This is a genomic window from Fortiea sp. LEGE XX443 (assembly GCF_015206815.1).
GTDB lineage: Bacteria > Cyanobacteriota > Cyanobacteriia > Cyanobacteriales > Nostocaceae > Nostoc_B.
The window spans coordinates 1-16791 of sequence record NZ_JADEXZ010000041.1 but is presented as its reverse complement, the minus strand read 5'-3'; the positions used below and the strand labels follow the sequence as shown (position 1 = coordinate 16791).

Sequence of the window (16791 nt, the reverse complement as noted above, 5' to 3'; positions counted from 1 at the left end):
ACATATCCACCTTGAGAGGGTGATAAAAATCATATTTGTAAATAAATGTAAACTACTGTTAGATAAATTGTGATAAAGCTAAAATGAAATCGCATTAATCTATGGTTATTTATTAGTTATAAATTACTTGTTAAAAGCTAACGAAGAACAGGCTTTTGATGCAGTAAATCAATAATTTATCTAAAAAATTAATCTCTCGGATAACTAAACTTCTATCCGACGCTAGATATATTATTCAAACTTCAGATGGATGCAGAAATCGCCTAAATTCCAGGATTCTGATATCTACGAGAGTTAGGTATGGCGATAATTACAGACATAAATACATAGTTACTGCTCACACCATTCTTAAATCCCTCCAAAATTAAACTTTAGAAGAAGGAAATACAATGATTCAAAGTACGGGAATTATGTTGGGACTCTACAAACCATTATTTTGGATAGCACAAACTATTGTAGATCCCTCAAACATCACGCCAGCGCAGGCATCGGTTCTTACCTCCGGCCCACGCTTTTTTGTCGCCTTAATCTCCGGAGTGATTTTGGCTTTTGCTTTTCAACTAGTCCTAACCAATCTCTCCATTGCAGCCGGTATTTCCTACCTTGGGCATCCCTCCGACTCAGATTCAAGTCATGGAGAGGCTGGCAGTTTGGGTGGCACAATTCGCAAAATTGGCACAGCAGTGGGAATTTGGACATTAATCACTGTGACGATCGCCTTATTAATAGCTAGTTTCTTAGCAGTAAAATTAAGTCTAGTAATTTTTGACCCCAGATTAGGCGCAATTCTCGGCTTAGTAATTTGGGGTGCATACTTTTTATTACTAGTATGGGTAAGTTCCACCACCGTAGGTTCCTTAGTCGGTTCAGTGGTTAATACCGCTACCTCTGGTTTTCAAGCCATTATGGGAACCGCTACCGCCGCTTTGGGGGCTAAAGCTGTTAATCACCAGGTAGTTGCAACCGCAGAAGCCGCCGCCGCCGCAGTACGTCGGGAATTAGGCAGTGCCATCGATCCGGTTAGCATCCGCGAAAATATCGAAGATTACATCGAAAAGCTGCGTCCTCCCGAACTAGATATATCGAGAATTCGGGGCGAATTTGAAAGGTTACTCAACGATCCTCAACTCAAAGCGATTGCTGGTAGTCCTGATTTACGCAACATCGACCGCCAAAAATTTATCGATTTAGTCAGCAGCCGCACAGACCTTTCTAAACGAGACGTTAAGCGTATATCTGATACATTATACAGTGTTTGGCAACAGGCAGTAGGTCAGCAGCAACCTGGCCAAGACCGTTTAGGTGAGTTAGTTGACTATCTCAAATCTTTACCACCAGGACAAACCAGAACCGAGGAACTGAACGCCAAACTAGAACAGTTAATTGCTGAAACTCGTTCCTCTAAGGAACCTGACCAAAAAGTAGCCCCTGGACTAATTCAGCAGACACTCCAACAAGGGTTATCTGCCTTAACTGGTATTGTGTTGGGAAGAACTGATTTGTCAGATTTAGATGTAGAAAAAATCTGGCGATCGCTTTCTACTGCCAAAGACAAAGTTACAGAACAAGCAGATAAACTAGGACTACCCACGCCATCCCAACCCTACAGCCCAATTCGTGCTGATGTGGAAAACTATCTGCATAACACCTTTGCTTGGCAACTAAGTCCAGAAAGAATCGCTCAAGAATTTCGTGATGTCATCTATGATCCAGCCGCTGATCCTGGCATCATTAAAAGAGAACTAGAACGCCTTTCTCGCAACGATTTTGTCAATATCCTGCAACAGCGGGGATTACTCACCCAAGCCGAAATTCAGCGAATTGTAGATCGACTAGAAGTTGTGCGTCAATCAGTTTTAGTGACAGTCACAGCCGAGGAAGAAAGAGAAATCGCCCAAGACTTGCAACGGCGAGTCGAAAGTTATCTCCTGGTGACACCGAAATCAGATTTGACTGCTGAAGGAATTGAACGGGAGTTCCATCCTTTGTTGTCAGATCCCGATGCAGATTATGAAACGCTATCACGACGATTGGCGCTACTTGACCGTCAGGAAATGCGAAAAATCCTGCTAGAACGCAACGATATTCAAGTATATGAAGTAGAACCGATTTTAGATGAATTGGAAAAACAGCGCGATCGCGTTTTAGTTGAAGCTCAAGGATTAGCCGAACAGGCAAAATATCAAGCGGAAACTCTGTGGTTGAATGTCGAATCATATCTGCGTAACACGGGTAAAGCTGAATTAAACCCTGATGCGATTCGGGCGGATCTTAAAAGATTATTGGAAGATCCCCAAGGTGGAATGACTGCTATTCGCGCCAGATTGGCTCGTTTTGACCGCGATACCTTAGTGCAGTTGTTGAGTCAGCGTCAAGATTTGAGCGAAGAACAAGTTAATCGGATTATTCATACAGTTGAAGATTCGTGGCACAGTATTCGCCATGCACCCCAAGCTGTAGCAGATAAAGCGAAAGAACAATACGACTCTGTGACAACTGCGATCGCCAATTACCTCCGCAATACTGGTAAGGAAGAACTCAACCCAGAAGGAATTCAGCGGGATTTAAATCGCCTGTTTGAAAATCCCAGAGAGGGAAGCGTAGCATTGCGTCGGCGGTTATCGCAAGTAGACCGAGATACTTTAGTCAAGTTGTTGAGTCAACGTCGAGACTTGAGTGAAGCACAAGTCAACGAAATTATTGACTCTGTACAAACATCCATTCGCAATTTTGTCCGTGCGCCTCGCCGTCTTGCTACCCGGACACAGCAAAGAATGGAAACATTCAAAGCATATTTAGAAGAATATCTGCGGCAAACTGGTAAAGAAGAACTCAACCCAGAAGGAATTAAACGTGACATGCAATTATTGTTGCATGATCCACGGGTAGGAGTGGAAAGTTTGAGTGATCGCTTGGCTCATTTTGATCGTTCGACAATCATCGCCTTGCTGAAGATTCGAGAAGACATGAGTGATGAAGAAGCAGGCAGAATTGCTGATAATATAATCTCGGTACGCGAGCAATTTGTAGAGCAAGTCCGGGGTATCCAACGGCAGATTCAGGATGTAATTGACGGCATTTTTGCTCGCATCCGCAACTATCTCAATTCCTTGGATCGCCCAGAACTCAACTATGATGGAGTTAAGCATGATGTTCGCCAGTTATTTGAAGATCCCCAGGCTGGATTTGATTCCTTGCGCGATCGCTTATCTGCATTCAACCGTGATACCCTAGTCGCAATTATGAGTTCTCGTGAGGATATCTCCGAGGAAGATGCTAACAGGATCATCGACCAAATCGAACGCGCTCGCAACACAGTTTTGCAACGTGCAGAACGCCTGCAACACGAAGCCCAACGCCGCCTCCAAGAGGTGAAGCATCAAGCCCAACGGCAAGCAGAAGAAACCCGCAAAGCCGCCGCCTCAGCCGCTTGGTGGTTATTTGCTACAGCTCTCGTTTCCGCAATTTTCGCCGCATTGGGTGGAGCGATCGCTGTTTTGGTTGTGTAGGCTAACAAGTTGTCTCCGCTGAAGTTTTAGCCTCCCACATGGGAGGCTTTTTTATGAGATTTAAGTAATCAGACAGAATTAATTACACATATTTTTGACTGTCCTCTGTCCCCTGTCCCCTCTCCTCACCGATGAATTGTGTCCGACTACTTAACTAAATCCGCGAATAACGCAGACGTACCCTTAAAAGACGCAGCCATCGCAACCAAATTTGTGCAGGTTGCTCAAAGAAACTAAAAATATCGCCAAAACCCAGGTTAGTTTTATGATGGTGCAACCAGTGTCTTTCGGGAGTTGTAATGAATAGCATTTGGCACACAGTATTGATGAGATTTGGGGTTTGCCAACCCAAAATACTAACATGTCTCCACCACACATGAAACTGACCTAATAGCAGTCCAGAAATCACGCCAATTGGAGAGAAAGACCAAAGAATAACTGCCATAATTAAATAAGGCAAAGCTCCTAAAATACCATCTAACAGCACCTGAAGATTCAAGGTTAATATGGCATAGTGACGAAAATCTTTCTTCCAAGAGTGATGTGTTCTCAAGTGGAGGCTACCAAAAACGTGCTCAGGTATGTGGTAAAAAAATGTAGATAAAAAGTCACCAAAAAACAGTAATAACCAAGCAACAACGATAGCCTCAAACATTTTAATTCCTCACGTTCAATCAAAATAAAGCACACAAAAAAATTCAAATATGATGGTTGAAGCGTAGACACCTTTTCTACTGTGCAAGCAACTTCTTGCCTTTCTTTTGGTCTACAGTTAGTTAGGCTCAAAGTACGCCTCATTTAAAAGTTTTATTAATGTAAAATTCTGAAATCAGTTAATGGCATGAGCAACTCCTATTTGACTTCTGTCTTAGATTGAACAATAAATACAACTAAAAATTGATAGATTTAGTGTATTTTATCAGTATTACCTCACAATCTTCTTACTAAGACAAACCGCATGAGCAAAGGATGAGTTAAAATTAGTACAAATTTAGGTTAAGATTTTTTCAAAGTTATTCAGCCTAGATTAAAAGCCATTGAGCTTGAGTTTTGAGCTATTCATACAGCATAAAATATAAAACTGTAGAATTAATTTATACTTTTAAATCCTGGAGAAAATAGTTTTACGGTCAAGTAGCAAATACATAATTTTAGAACATTTCACTAAAATACGCCTTGAAATTTATGTGTTTGATAATACTTTATATGGAAAATAAATTATTGATAATTAAGTAGCGTAGCGGAAGATGGCGATCGCACCTGGTTCGTGCTTAGTCATATTTTGGTGTTTGGTGGTTAAAATCAGTTATGAGACAGAAGTAAATCAATTACTCAGCAGTCTTGATACATGAAAGCGTTACCCTAGATGGTGAAGCTCAAATCTAGACTATGACACCTGAAGAAATTGCAGCAACACTGACAGAATTATTTGGGACACAAGAAGTTAATGCGATCGCACCTGGATCTTGGCAAATAGACTCATCTAGTTTTAGACTGCTAGTACTGCTGTCAGAAGACCAAACTTGGCTGCGAGTATTGTTGCCAATTATACCCCTACAAGAGGCTGAAGCATTTTTAGCACAACTTTTAGAAGCGAATTTTGATGAAACTCAAGAAACTCGCTACGCCATCTATGACGAGGTGGTGTGGGGAGTATATCATCATAACAGTGGTACATTAGTAAGTGCAGATTTTGCCAATGCGATCGCTAGACTTGTATCTCTACACAAAGCTGGTTTAAATGATGTCTTCAATCGATTCATCGAAAACCGCCTCCGCCAAATTATCCAAGCAGCAAAACAACAAGGACAATCTCTGCAAGCCACAATGCAAAACTTAGACAGATTTTATGCAGAAGGCTTAATGGGTGAAATTAACCAATCTTTAGAGGCTAGAGAACAAGTGTTAGCCACTTGGCGATATCAACTAGAACGCCTCTGGAATGAATAGATATTAATCGCCAATCATCAGGGTTAATTCAGCCTCTCAGGTAACGCTGAATTAACAGATGCGATCGCTTCGCTGGTTTATCAGTCATAAACCTAACTTACTTGATTTGCGAGTTGCAAAACCTGATTTACGATATCTTAAAGCGATCGCCTTTACAAGAGTATGATTATTTCTTTCGGGTGCGTAGGCGTAACCCGTTGTAGACATCGCCCATAGTGGAGTACCAAGAGCGATCGCTTTTGAATTTTTTGACGGGCGGTTTTATGATAGCATATATACTATCATAATTAAATGGCGATTAAAATTGTAGTTGATACCAGCGTTTTTATTAGTGCGCTGATTAGCTCTACAGGGTCGAGTAGAGAACTTATTCGACGCTGCTTAAAAGGTGAATATCAGCCTTTGATGGCAAATGCCTTATTTTCTGAGTATGAGTCAGTCATTCAACGATCAGAAATTATTGACAAATGCCCTTTAACTAGTGAAGAAATTTCTGCTTTACTTGCATCGTTGATGAGTGTAAGTCAATGGATTTATATCTACTATTTATGGCGACCTAATTTAAAAGATGAAGCTGACAATCACTTAATTGAATTAGCTGTTGCGGGAAATGCTCAAATTATTGCTACTCACAATATCAAAGATTTCCAAAATGCTGAATTGTTATTTCCTAACCTATCAATATTAAAACCCGAAGAAATTATTAGGAGTTAAAAAAATGGCAACTTTAACTATTCGTTTACCAGACGATAAGCATAATAGATTGAAAGAACTTGCTCAAGCCAAAGGCATCAGTGTCAACAAATTGATTGAAGAACTTTCTACCATAGCTTTAGCAGAATTTGATGCCCATACAAGATTTAAAGCAATGGCTGCAACTGGTAACCCAGAAGAAGGCTTAAGAATACTGGCTAAACTTGATGCTCTGACAGAATAGAGCTTCTAGGGCGATGATGCAAGTACTCACCGAAGGCGATCGCCTTAGTAAAGCATTCGATGCGTAATAAACCATTTTGATCACGCTCTTCGCAAGGATATAAATTTAAACTAAGTAAATACACTGTTTCTTGAAATTGCACACATTGAAATGTATCAATTAATCAACATCATTTTTGCATAACTCATCCCAAAAAATACTTAGAAAAAGATGAAACTGCAAAAAATATCTCTTAAGACAGATGCTGATTTTGCTTTTTAATTAAGCATAAATTTTATAACTACAAGCCAATAAAACTAATTTCCGCATTTCGTGAAATGAGACTGAAAAATATTAAATTTAAGCTTCCGTGGGAGAAATTTAATATTATGTAAAGTGTTGTGCGATATTCACAGCCTTATTGTCTCCTATTCCATCTTCAACGCAATTATTTATCCATGCAGACTTACAAACCATCCGTCAGCTTAATCAGGGCTACGTCTTACGAAAGCGAAGCTTTACGGCAATCTTTAACTACTTTGCTAGAACCCTTTGGGGGAATGGCTGCTTTTGTCAAACCAGGACAAAAGGTATTACTCAAGCCTAATCTCCTCACCGGCGCACGTCCTACCAAAGAATGTACTACTCGTGCTGAACTGGTTTACGAAGTTGCCAAAATGGTTATAGAAGCCGGTGGTAAACCTTTTTTAGGGGATAGTCCCGCTTTTGGTAGCGCTAAAGGTGTTGCCATTGCTAATGGTTATCAACCTCTAACCCAAGAACTCAATCTTCCCATCATTGAATTTCATGGACAGCGTTACCAAACAGTCAGTGAAAATTTCAACCATTTGCTACTGTGTAAAGAGGCGATGGAAGCTGATGTCATTATCAATTTGCCTAAAGTTAAATCACACATGCAACTGACTTTAACAATGGGTGTGAAAAATTTGTTTGGTTGCGTTCCCGGTAAAATGAAAGCTTGGTGGCATATGGAAGCAGGGAAAGATGCTAACCGTTTTGGAGAAATGTTAGTAGAAACGGCTAAGACAATTAACCCCGATTTAACGATTTTAGATGGCATTATTGGTCATGAAGGTAATGGCCCTAGCGGTGGGGAACCTCGCAATTTAGGTATTTTAGCAGCAGCATCAAATGTATTTGCCCTAGATAGGGCTATTGTGGAAGTCCTCAATGTTTCACCCCAGCAAGTTCCTACTGTTGCTGCTTCCCAAAGACTGGGGGTTTGTCCTGAACTAGATGAAATTGAGTTTCCTAACTTACATCCTGATTTATTGCAAATCCAAGATTGGCGCTTACCAGATAAGTTAATGCCAATTGATTTTGCTATGCCCCGCGTCATTAAGTCTACCTTTAAACACCTTTATATTCGGTTTATCAAGGAACCGATGAATGCCTATGGTAGAAGTTAGTGCAGAATCTGCTACAACAATTGCAAAACTCACAGAGTAAGCTTTAATTACCCTCCGATTGCTTAACCAGACAACCGCCATAACCTAGTGGCGGTTTTTTATTTAATTCATTTGTCATCAAATGTTGATTTAGTTATTAGTCGGAAATCAGGAATATTTAACGATCGCTCTCTATCATTATCAAGGTATTTTGACTCTATCTATATATAGATTGACAAACCCGAAGTAATATTACATAACACTATTATGGTGAATTAAAAAATCTGTTCTTCGTGCGATCGCGGAATTGCTAATGTCTAAATTAGTAAATGTTTGTATGCTAATTTTGAATAAATTTTTGATGCTCAATTTTTTCATTACCTAATGGTAAGTGAATTCTAATCTGATGTTTGTTCGACTTAGTTAAGTGGTGAAAAAACTCAAGCTAATCAGTAATATTGCGGTAGACATTGCTTTTGAGTAAAATCATCTAAATCTGTAAAACCAGCCTTTATCAAGTATTTATAGATGTTATAATAAGTTTGATTACTCTAAATATAAGTTACTAATTAATCTATGTACAAAAGAGGAAATGTAGTTTTTGATGCAATTCATTAACCTGCACTTAACCAAAAGATGGCAAATCATAGCAAGGAACTGTAACATATTAGTTACTTAAATAATTCCGAAATGTGTTTCTGGAACTTTGTATCAATATGGTCGGAGATAAAATTATTGTTATGACACCTGTCAAACTGGTTCGCGTTTTTGACTGCTACACAGTAGACAGTAAAAAATCGCTACAATAGCATCAAGACTCTCTCCGAGAGATAAAACTTATCAAGTGAGTTGAAAAATTTCAAATTTGTATGGATTCAAATAGCCAGTCTGTCAACCCTACCGATACATATTCCCATCGTTTGGCAGACCTTGTGGGAACCGCGATCGCTCTGTTAACCTTAACCCTACCTCTATTTGTCATCGCTCATTATTCTTCCGATAATGTACCAAATTATCAGCAACCCCTGACATATAAACTGCAAAAAAGCTCAGAGTAACCTACGCTCACTTTAGTTCATAAGCATTAATAAAAAGCGCCGCTAGTGTTTTTAGCGGCGCTTTTTATTGAATTGGCTGTGTTTATTGCAAAGCAATTTCAGCTTGCATTACAGTTGAGTCGCTCGTAGGTTCAAGCTGAAAGCCTAGTTTTTCACAAACTCTTTGCATACCGTAATTATCAGCCAGAATGTTAGCTGTGATCCGGGCTATTTTTTCCTGACGACCGACTTGCAGCAAGCGCCTTACCAATTCTGTACCTAAACCTTGACACTGATGGCGATCGCTCACCAGCATAGCGAATTCTGCGGCATCAGTGCCGTGGAGTTTGCTTAATCGACCCACTGCCAAAATCTTCTGCGCTGCTGTTTGTGGGTCTTGGTATTCTGCTACTAGTGCCATTTCGCGATCATAATCAATAAAGCAAATCCGGGTAAGTCGTTCGTGGGTGATGCGCTGACTCAGCTTAATTAGGTGGAAGTAGCGAAAATAAACACTTTCTTCTGAGAGTGTCTGGTGAAACTGCACCATCAACGGCTCATCTTCTGGACGAATGGGACGGATTGTGACTTGTGTACCGTCTTTCATTGTCCACTGTGCAACATATTGGCTGGGATAAGGTCGAATTGCTAACTTGGGTAGTTGTTCTTCTTGAATATCTGGTGGATGGAGGACAATCCGCGCATCTAAACCAATCAAACCTCCAGGATTTAAGGAAGTTGGGGGAATAGCCAGCAAGGGATTGATATCAATTTCTTTAATCCACCGCTGTTCTACTACCAGCTGGCTAAATGCTACCATCAATTGTTCCAAGGCTGCCATATCCACACTTTGCCGTCCCCGGACACCTTTGAGCGCTTTGTAAATTTTGGTGTGTTCCATCATTCGCCGCGCCAAGGTAGTATTTAGGGGTGGAAGAGCGATCGCACTATCCTGAAATATTTCTACTAGTTGTCCTCCTGCACCAAATAACAGCACTGATCCAAACTGTGGATCAAGACTACTACCAATAATCAGTTCGTAGCCGTCTATTTTTACCATCGGCTGTACTGTTACACCCAAGAAATTCTCTGCACCAGCTTTCTCTCTAACTGACTCAGCGATAGAGCGATAAGCTTGTCTAACTGCTTCAGCATCGCGGATATTTAACTGCACACCACCGACATCGGTTTTATGAGTAATCGTGTGGGAATAAAGTTTGAGTACGACTGGATAGCCAATACTATCAGCACATTCAACAGCCTCATCCTCACTTTTAGCGACACAAGTTTCTACAACTGGGATGCCATAGGCTGCTAATATTTGTTTAGATTCAAACTCTGTAAGAATCGTTCGTCCGTGATCACGAGCATGAGAAATAATATTTTTGACTAATTTCCAGTCTGGTATATCTGAGTTAGCATCAACGGTTGGTAAAACGGGGGTTTCGTAGATACCGCTTAGGTTATAGCTAGACTGCCACATATAACTAAACACCCTCGCCGCCGTATCGGGATAACGATAAGTGGGAATACGATAGCGATTCAGAATAGTTTCACCAGCCGTAACCTCTGCTCCCCCCATCCAACTAGCAAGAATGGGTTTACTGGAGATTTGAGCATAGGGTTTCAATTGTTCAGCTGTTTGAGTGGGATCGGTCATGGCTTGGGGTGTGAGAATGACCAACAAGCCATCACTATTAGGATCATTCGCCGCAATTTCCAAAGCTTTGGTATAACGTTGGGGGTCAGCGTCCCCCAAAATATCAATGGGGTTGCTGTGGCTCCAGTGCATTGGTAATATTTGGTTGAATGATGCGATCGCCTCTGGTGAAATTGATGTCAGTTCGCCGCCAGCTTCAATCAATGCGTCAGTAGCTAGTACTCCCGGCCCTCCGGCGTTGGTCAAAATTGTCAAGCGCGAACCTTTGGGACGGGGTTGTTTTGCCAACACCTCCGCCATATCAAACAAGTCAGAAATACTATTAACACGTAGCACCCCACAGCGCCGGAAAGCTGCATCTAACACCGCATCACTACCAGCCAACGTTCCTGTATGGGAAGCTGCGGCTTTGGCTGCTGCTTCTGTGCGACCGGCTTTAATTACAATAATTGGTTTGGTGAGTGCGACTTCTCGTGCTGCGGAAATAAAAGACCGCGCATCACCAATCGATTCCATATAAATCACAATACTTTTTGTCTGCGGATCATCACCAAGATAGTAAATCAAGTCACCCCAATTGATATCCAACATGGAACCAATGGAAACAAACGCACTGAAACCGACGTTTTCTTGAAAACTCCAATCCAGAATCGCCGTACATAATGCGCCACTTTGACTAATAAAACCCACATTACCAGGACGCGCCATTGCATTGGCGAAGGTAGCATTTAAGCCAGTGAGTGGATTCATCACTCCCAAGCAGTTGGGGCCAATAATGCGGATTTTACCGCGACGAGCTTCGGCAAGAATTTGCTGTTCTAAAGCAATCCCATCTGCACCAGCTTCTTTGAAACCAGCAGAAATAACGATCGCACCTTTAACACCTGCATCTACACACTCAGCAATAATCCCCGGAACTGTTGATGCTGGTGTAGCAATCACCGCCAAATCCACGACTTCGGGTATATCTGAAATCTTCGGATAGGCTTTAATTCCCAAAACACTGTGTCGCTTAGGATTGACAGGGAAAACAGTTCCCCCAAACGGATTGCTAATTAAGTTCCATAACAGAGTGCGTCCCACACTACCCGCAGTTTCACTAGCACCAATCACAGCTACGGTCTGCGGTGCAAAGATAGCATCAAGGGGATTGAGCTTCTCTGTTTGCAAGATATCAAAGGCGCGATCGCTTGTTGACTTAAGAGATTTCTGCATCAATTCTCCTGAATAGTGCTGAGTCAAAGCTTTTGTCATCAGTCTATGATTGAGTGCAGCAAACCTTTCATTTCATCCAGAAACTTTTAAACTTGTCTAGAATTTGGATAATTTTTCCCAGTGCGATCGCTTTACCAGTTTCGGTAATTTGCGAGATGCAATCGCCGAATTCAAAGTTAACTCCCGGTACTGTCACCGACACAGCAGGTGGACAATGACCGTAGAGAGTTTGAGTCAAAGCTAAGAGTGATTGTGGATCAGATGTATGACCAGCGATCGTATTTTCATCAGAAGGTGAGAGTGATTGCACCTGTACATCAAAAGATTCTGAAGGTACACAAGCATCAACAAAGATTGCCAATTCTGCATTTGCCAAAACATCAGCTAGTTCGGGGGTCAGTTGATGAACTGCTAGAGTTTTTACCGCAGATAAATGCCAAGCAGCAATCTCATTAGCTATTCTTTGACCAATGCCATCATCACTACGCAAGTCATTACCGTAACCAATTACCATGACAGTTGCATTCATGTTTGTTGGATTAGAAAATAAAACACATCAGGTGTATTTTTTATCGCAAGGCAACACATTAATCATGCAGAGCAATACATTAACAATGCAGAGCGATACATTAATCATGCAGAACAATACATTAACAATGCAGAGCGATACATTAATCATACAGAGCAATACATTAACAATGCAGAGTGATACATTAACAATGCCAATTAAGAGACTTGTATGTACAGCCTAAAGAAAGCAGTTAGGGTGAGTTCAAAAAACAGGTACTAATTTGCTTTTGCTTATTAGACCTTCGACCTCAGCATCCTGATAAATTTCTGCCTTCAGAGGTTGATGAATCAACTCATACCAAAAATGACCAACCCGTGCATCAAAACCGTGTGGCTGACCACGCATGAACAGATGTAGACACTTAGCAGACTTACCTGGTAATAAATGCCAGGAAAAGTGACTAGGATGACCACCGTGGGGATGAGCGATCGCATCTATATGTAAATTTGTCGCTAAACCATAAGCTGCATAAGGTGGTGCAGTTGAACCCACAGCAAACCAATCAGGTACAGGGAAAACTTGCTCAATGTCTTGTGTTTGTCCCATATTCATGTGGGCAAAGTAGTGCAGTCCAAAGGGAAGATTGACGACTTCGGGAGTATTAGGAATTCTATCTTCTTCTGCTTTGGGCTTACCTTTAATAAATAGTTCTTCAATTAAGTAGTCTGCACCAGTATACAAGCTAATTACTCGGTACAATTCGCATATTAAATGGCGGTTGCTACCTGTAACTGGGTCAACGCCCATATAGTCAAAGGGTTCTGAGGCAATAGTAATACTGGCTCGTACCGGGCCGCTAGATTGGGCAACTAATCGATAAGCATGATTGAACAAAGAAACTTGATACTGCGGAGACTTAGGATAAAGCGATCCTGGTAGTTGGATTTCACTCACTTGCAGACAACGCTTTTCTGGGTCTTGACCAAGCCATTCACCTTTAGCTGCTGGGAACGGATCGAGAACTTCTTGATGATCTAGCTGTACGCTGGTAGCTGAACCAGAAAACCAATTGTGTTCATCATCTTCCGGTGCAGGTATTAAATTGAACCAAACAATCAAGCGGTTATTAACAAGTCTGACTCCCCGTTCCCGCCGATCTGAACCATAAACCACTTCCAGATAAGGTTCGCCCAATTTGGATGGTATGGGTGTACCTTGATCTGCTCGTAGAAAAGTTGAGGCTAATACACCATCTTCCGAACCAGGAGGAATTGGATTAGGTAGGGAAAAAACCAAAGTATCGCGGGATGAGTCCTCTGGATCAACTCGGTCAATTTGAGATGGTATTGGTGTGTGCGAAAAGTCACGCAGGTCGCTTAATACCAGTTTATTTGGAGAAATTTGAAATTCTTGGGCAATTCCTTGCCAAGGCATAGTTACGTAGCCACTTCGCCAATAATTCGATGGATTGAAAACTGCTATTAAATTCAGGGATGGCATAAGTTTGCCCTCCTAAAAATTAGTTGTTAATTTGCAAATTTAAAATGCGATGGCGTACCCGCCGCCGTAGGCGATCGCTATTGATAGCTCAACTTTTGAACCTATACAAAAAATTTGAGGAACTTGTGAGGAATGAGAAACTTTCTATAAATTACTATTTCGATATTTTGATAAATTGATGCAATTTATCCTGTATTTTTTATGACTTACGCAATAACTCTCTGAAACCCTCTTAACTTCGTGTCCTTTGTGTCCTTTGCGGTTCGTTTTTCCATAATTTTGCGTAAGTCCTGTTTTTGTCTATTAGGAGTTCTATGATAAATTTGAAGAAAAATATGTGAGGCTGTTTTATGTCTGAAATAAATTATCAACAGCCCATTAATACAGCGGCTACTCTTTTAGAAAATTACGCTCAGGGACAACGGAATTTTATCAGAGCCGAACTTGGTGATGCTGACTTGCCAGAGGTTAACCTCAAAGGTGCAGACCTCAGTTATGCTGACTTGAGTGGGGCTAATCTTCGAGGTGCTAATCTCAGAGGCACAGACCTCAGCTATTGCGATCTTTCTCAAGCTAATCTCACAGATGCTGATTTGCGGGGAGCATTATTGATGTCAGCTAATTTTCGCCAAGCTAATCTCCAAGGCGCAAAACTAGAAAAAGCTGACTGCGATCGCAATACTCATTTTCCCCCAAATTTTGATCCAGTTCAGGCTGGGATACAAATAAAATCAGAAACCTAAAACTTGGATTTCATCAAGTTGATGAATCACCACATCCGCACCTTGAACGTGATCTGATTTTCCAATCCAAGTTATCCCAATACAACCTGCGGCTTTGGCATTCCGCGCCATTTGCATATCGCCAACGGCATCTCCTACCATGAGTGCAGTGTCTGGTTCTACTCCCACAACTTGACAGGCTTGCAAAAATAGTGCCGGATCTGGTTTGCTAGGACTATCATCCACGCCAATTTGCGCTTGGATGTAATCACTCAGTTTGTGTCGTACTACAAAAGCTTTGACATCTGCTGTTGTCGCTGCCGATATAATACCAAGTTTCAATCCGCCTGCTGACAAGGACTGCAACAACTCCAAGCTACCTGTAAAAATTGGTGCTGGAGATTTTTCTAGATATTTTTCTGCTTCGTCTAAACCTTGACGAGCTATTTTTAAAGATTCAAACCATCCTCTACCAGTTTCAGCAATATACGCCGCCGCTGCAATTTCTGTTTCTCGGCGACTAGCTACCGCGATTAAACCAGCCGGATCGATGGTATCACTGTTGATACCGAAGGCCATTAATAATGGTTCACCAATTCCGGGAATTTGGGCATCGATAATCCGTGCTGCTTTTTGTCCAAGCGATCGCAAATACACTTCTGAGTTTTCTAAAGTACCATTTTTGTCAAAGAAAATGGCCTGAATATTAGAAAAAGTGATGTTTTTACATTTAATAGTTACCAAAATTTTTCACCCCGCTAAAAAAATTCAAAATTGGTAATGACCAATAAAAAAAGAGGGATTTACCCTCTTTTTTTAGGCTTTAATACACTTACTTACTGATAACTCAATTTGTCTTACTCTTGCAAAGCAACTGGAGTCTCTTCTTCCATCGCAACTGGAGTCTCTTCTTCCACAGCAACTGGAGTTTCTTCTTCCACAGCAACTGGAGTTTCTTCTTCCACAGCAACTGGAGTCTCTTCTTCCATCGCTGCTGGAATCTCTTCTTCAGTTTCAGTCGCACTTGGGATGTCTTCCTCTGCGACAACTTCTTCAGATGTTGGTGCTACGGTGATGCCTTGTTGTTTAGCTAACATCTGCTCCCGATACTTAGCAGCCATTTCTTCGGCCTTATCATAGACCAAATCACGGTTTTTAATCATATCGCCAGGTTCGGGTTCCAACTGCTTGGTAGACAAGGAAATCCGACCTCTTTCTGCATCCAAATCAATGATCATAACTTTGACTTCATCATTGACATTGAACACGCTATGAGGTGTATCGATGTGTTCGTGAGAAATTTCCGAGATGTGCAGCAGTCCACTGACACCACCAATATCGATGAATGCACCGTAAGGTTTGATCCCACGGACTGTACCAATTACTACTTCGCCAACTTCGAGGCGGTTCATCTTCCGCTCAACTAGCGCTCGACGATGAGATAGTACTAGGCGGTTACGTTCTTCGTCTACTTCCAAAAACTTCAAGGGTAGTTCTTCGCCTACCAATTCTTCCTTTGGTTTGCGGGTACTAATGTGGGAACCAGGGATAAAACCGCGCAATCCTTCAATGCGTACCAACGCACCACCACGGTTTGTCGCAAATACACCAGAACGAACAGTTGCATCTTCTGCTTGCAACTGTCGCACACGCTCCCAAGCACGCATATATTCGATACGCCGAATCGAAAGGGTCAACTGACCATCTTCGTTCTCATCGGTGAGGATAAAAAATTCTCGTGTTTCGTTTGACTGTAATACTTCTTCCGGGCTATCTACCCGGTTGATAGACATTTCTTGTATGGGTATATATGCTGCGGTTTTAGCACCGATGTCAATCAGAGCGCCGCGCGGCTCTATACTGAAAACCGTTCCTGGTACAACATCTCCAGGGCTAAAGTGATAGTCGTATTTGTCAAGTAGAGCAGCGAAATCTTCGTGAGTAAATCCAATTTCTGTAGCGGTTATGTTCTGATTGACCATGCTGATTTGTTCCTGGTTCTAGTCTCCGTAAAGTTTGTGACATAATCGTGATGTATATGCAGGCCACTGAAGAGCAGTGTACACTTACATCCCTTATTCATCCTAGCTCAGAAAGCTAGTGTTAACACATATTATCTTCCAGATAGGAAATTATATCACAAAACATATAGGATATTGCAATCTTCTCCAGGATAGAAGGCAGTTAAGTAGTCGGACACAATAAAATTTATGGGTGGAGATAGGTGACAGGTTAAGAGGGTGTTTGAAAAGTTTTGAGTGGTGAAATTTTATGCCAATCGCCTCACCATGATCCGGATCATGGCAAGGTAAATAAACGTCTCCGATGTTTCGGGCAATAACTCATAATCTCGAACTAATCG

13 protein-coding genes and 1 pseudogene are annotated in these 16791 nt (G+C 41.5%); 7 read left to right on the top strand and 7 right to left on the bottom strand.

Features of this window, described 5'->3' with window-relative positions:
• The first annotated feature begins 389 nt into the window (after window positions 1–389).
• Complete coding sequence (locus IQ259_RS15940) at window positions 390–3509, top strand: MFS transporter (protein ID WP_193886456.1); 3120 nt, start codon at window positions 390–392, stop codon at window positions 3507–3509.
• 154 nt (window positions 3510–3663) lie between these two features.
• Here the strand turns inward: IQ259_RS15940 and IQ259_RS15935 are convergent, their stop codons facing one another.
• Complete coding sequence (locus IQ259_RS15935) at window positions 3664–4164, bottom strand: fatty acid hydroxylase (RefSeq protein ID WP_193886455.1); 501 nt, start codon at window positions 4162–4164, stop codon at window positions 3664–3666.
• Window positions 4165–4898: 734 nt separating this feature from the next.
• Between IQ259_RS15935 and IQ259_RS15930 the strand changes: the two genes are divergently transcribed.
• From IQ259_RS15930 to IQ259_RS15910, 5 genes are all read left to right on the top strand, one after another.
• Window positions 4899–5459, top strand: a complete 561-nt coding sequence (locus IQ259_RS15930) for a leucine zipper domain-containing protein (protein ID WP_193886454.1) — start codon at window positions 4899–4901, stop codon at window positions 5457–5459.
• Window positions 5460–5750: 291 nt separating this feature from the next.
• A complete protein-coding gene (locus IQ259_RS15925; protein ID WP_193886453.1) occupies window positions 5751–6173 on the top strand; it encodes a putative toxin-antitoxin system toxin component, PIN family in 423 nt (140 codons plus the stop codon).
• A 4-nt stretch (window positions 6174–6177) separates the two neighbouring features.
• On the top strand, window positions 6178–6396 hold the full coding sequence (locus IQ259_RS15920; protein WP_100897403.1) for a toxin-antitoxin system HicB family antitoxin: 219 nt from the start codon (window positions 6178–6180) through the stop codon (window positions 6394–6396).
• A 437-nt stretch (window positions 6397–6833) separates the two neighbouring features.
• Entirely contained in the window at window positions 6834–7805 is a 972-nt protein-coding gene (locus tag IQ259_RS15915) for a DUF362 domain-containing protein (protein WP_193886452.1), read from the top strand.
• Between the two features lie 848 nt (window positions 7806–8653).
• On the top strand, window positions 8654–8842 hold the full coding sequence (locus tag IQ259_RS15910) for a hypothetical protein (RefSeq protein WP_193886451.1): 189 nt from the start codon (window positions 8654–8656) through the stop codon (window positions 8840–8842).
• 82 nt (window positions 8843–8924) lie between these two features.
• On the opposite strand, the gene IQ259_RS15905 is transcribed toward IQ259_RS15910, so the two are convergent.
• The 3 genes from IQ259_RS15905 to IQ259_RS15895 all read right to left on the bottom strand — a co-directional run bounded on the left by IQ259_RS15905 (window position 8925) and on the right by IQ259_RS15895 (window position 13707).
• Window positions 8925–11696, bottom strand: a complete 2772-nt coding sequence (locus IQ259_RS15905) for a bifunctional acetate--CoA ligase family protein/GNAT family N-acetyltransferase (protein WP_193886449.1) — start codon at window positions 11694–11696, stop codon at window positions 8925–8927.
• Window positions 11697–11763: 67 nt separating this feature from the next.
• The gene (locus IQ259_RS15900; protein ID WP_193886447.1) at window positions 11764–12225 is read right to left on the bottom strand and encodes a hydrogenase maturation protease; all 462 of its coding nucleotides are present in this window, start codon (window positions 12223–12225) and stop codon (window positions 11764–11766) included.
• A 243-nt stretch (window positions 12226–12468) separates the two neighbouring features.
• Window positions 12469–13707: a hypothetical protein gene (locus IQ259_RS15895; protein WP_193886445.1), complete on the bottom strand. Its 1239-nt coding sequence runs from the start codon at window positions 13705–13707 to the stop codon at window positions 12469–12471.
• Window positions 13708–14057: 350 nt separating this feature from the next.
• On the opposite strand from IQ259_RS15895, the gene IQ259_RS15890 reads away from it, so the two are divergent.
• A complete protein-coding gene (locus tag IQ259_RS15890) occupies window positions 14058–14450 on the top strand; it encodes a pentapeptide repeat-containing protein (protein WP_193886443.1) in 393 nt (130 codons plus the stop codon).
• Here the strand turns inward: IQ259_RS15890 and IQ259_RS15885 are convergent.
• The 3 genes and pseudogenes from IQ259_RS15885 to IQ259_RS15875 all read right to left on the bottom strand — a co-directional run.
• Window positions 14439–15173, bottom strand: coding sequence for an HAD family hydrolase (locus tag IQ259_RS15885; protein ID WP_193886441.1), 735 nt, complete (start codon window positions 15171–15173; stop codon window positions 14439–14441). The genes IQ259_RS15890 and IQ259_RS15885 overlap by 12 nt on opposite strands.
• Before the next feature lie 113 nt (window positions 15174–15286).
• Window positions 15287–16411: a 30S ribosomal protein S1 gene (locus IQ259_RS15880; RefSeq protein ID WP_193886440.1), complete on the bottom strand. Its 1125-nt coding sequence runs from the start codon at window positions 16409–16411 to the stop codon at window positions 15287–15289.
• Between the two features lie 287 nt (window positions 16412–16698).
• Window positions 16699–16791 (bottom strand): annotated as a pseudogene (locus tag IQ259_RS15875) (IS5/IS1182 family transposase); the annotation flags it as partial.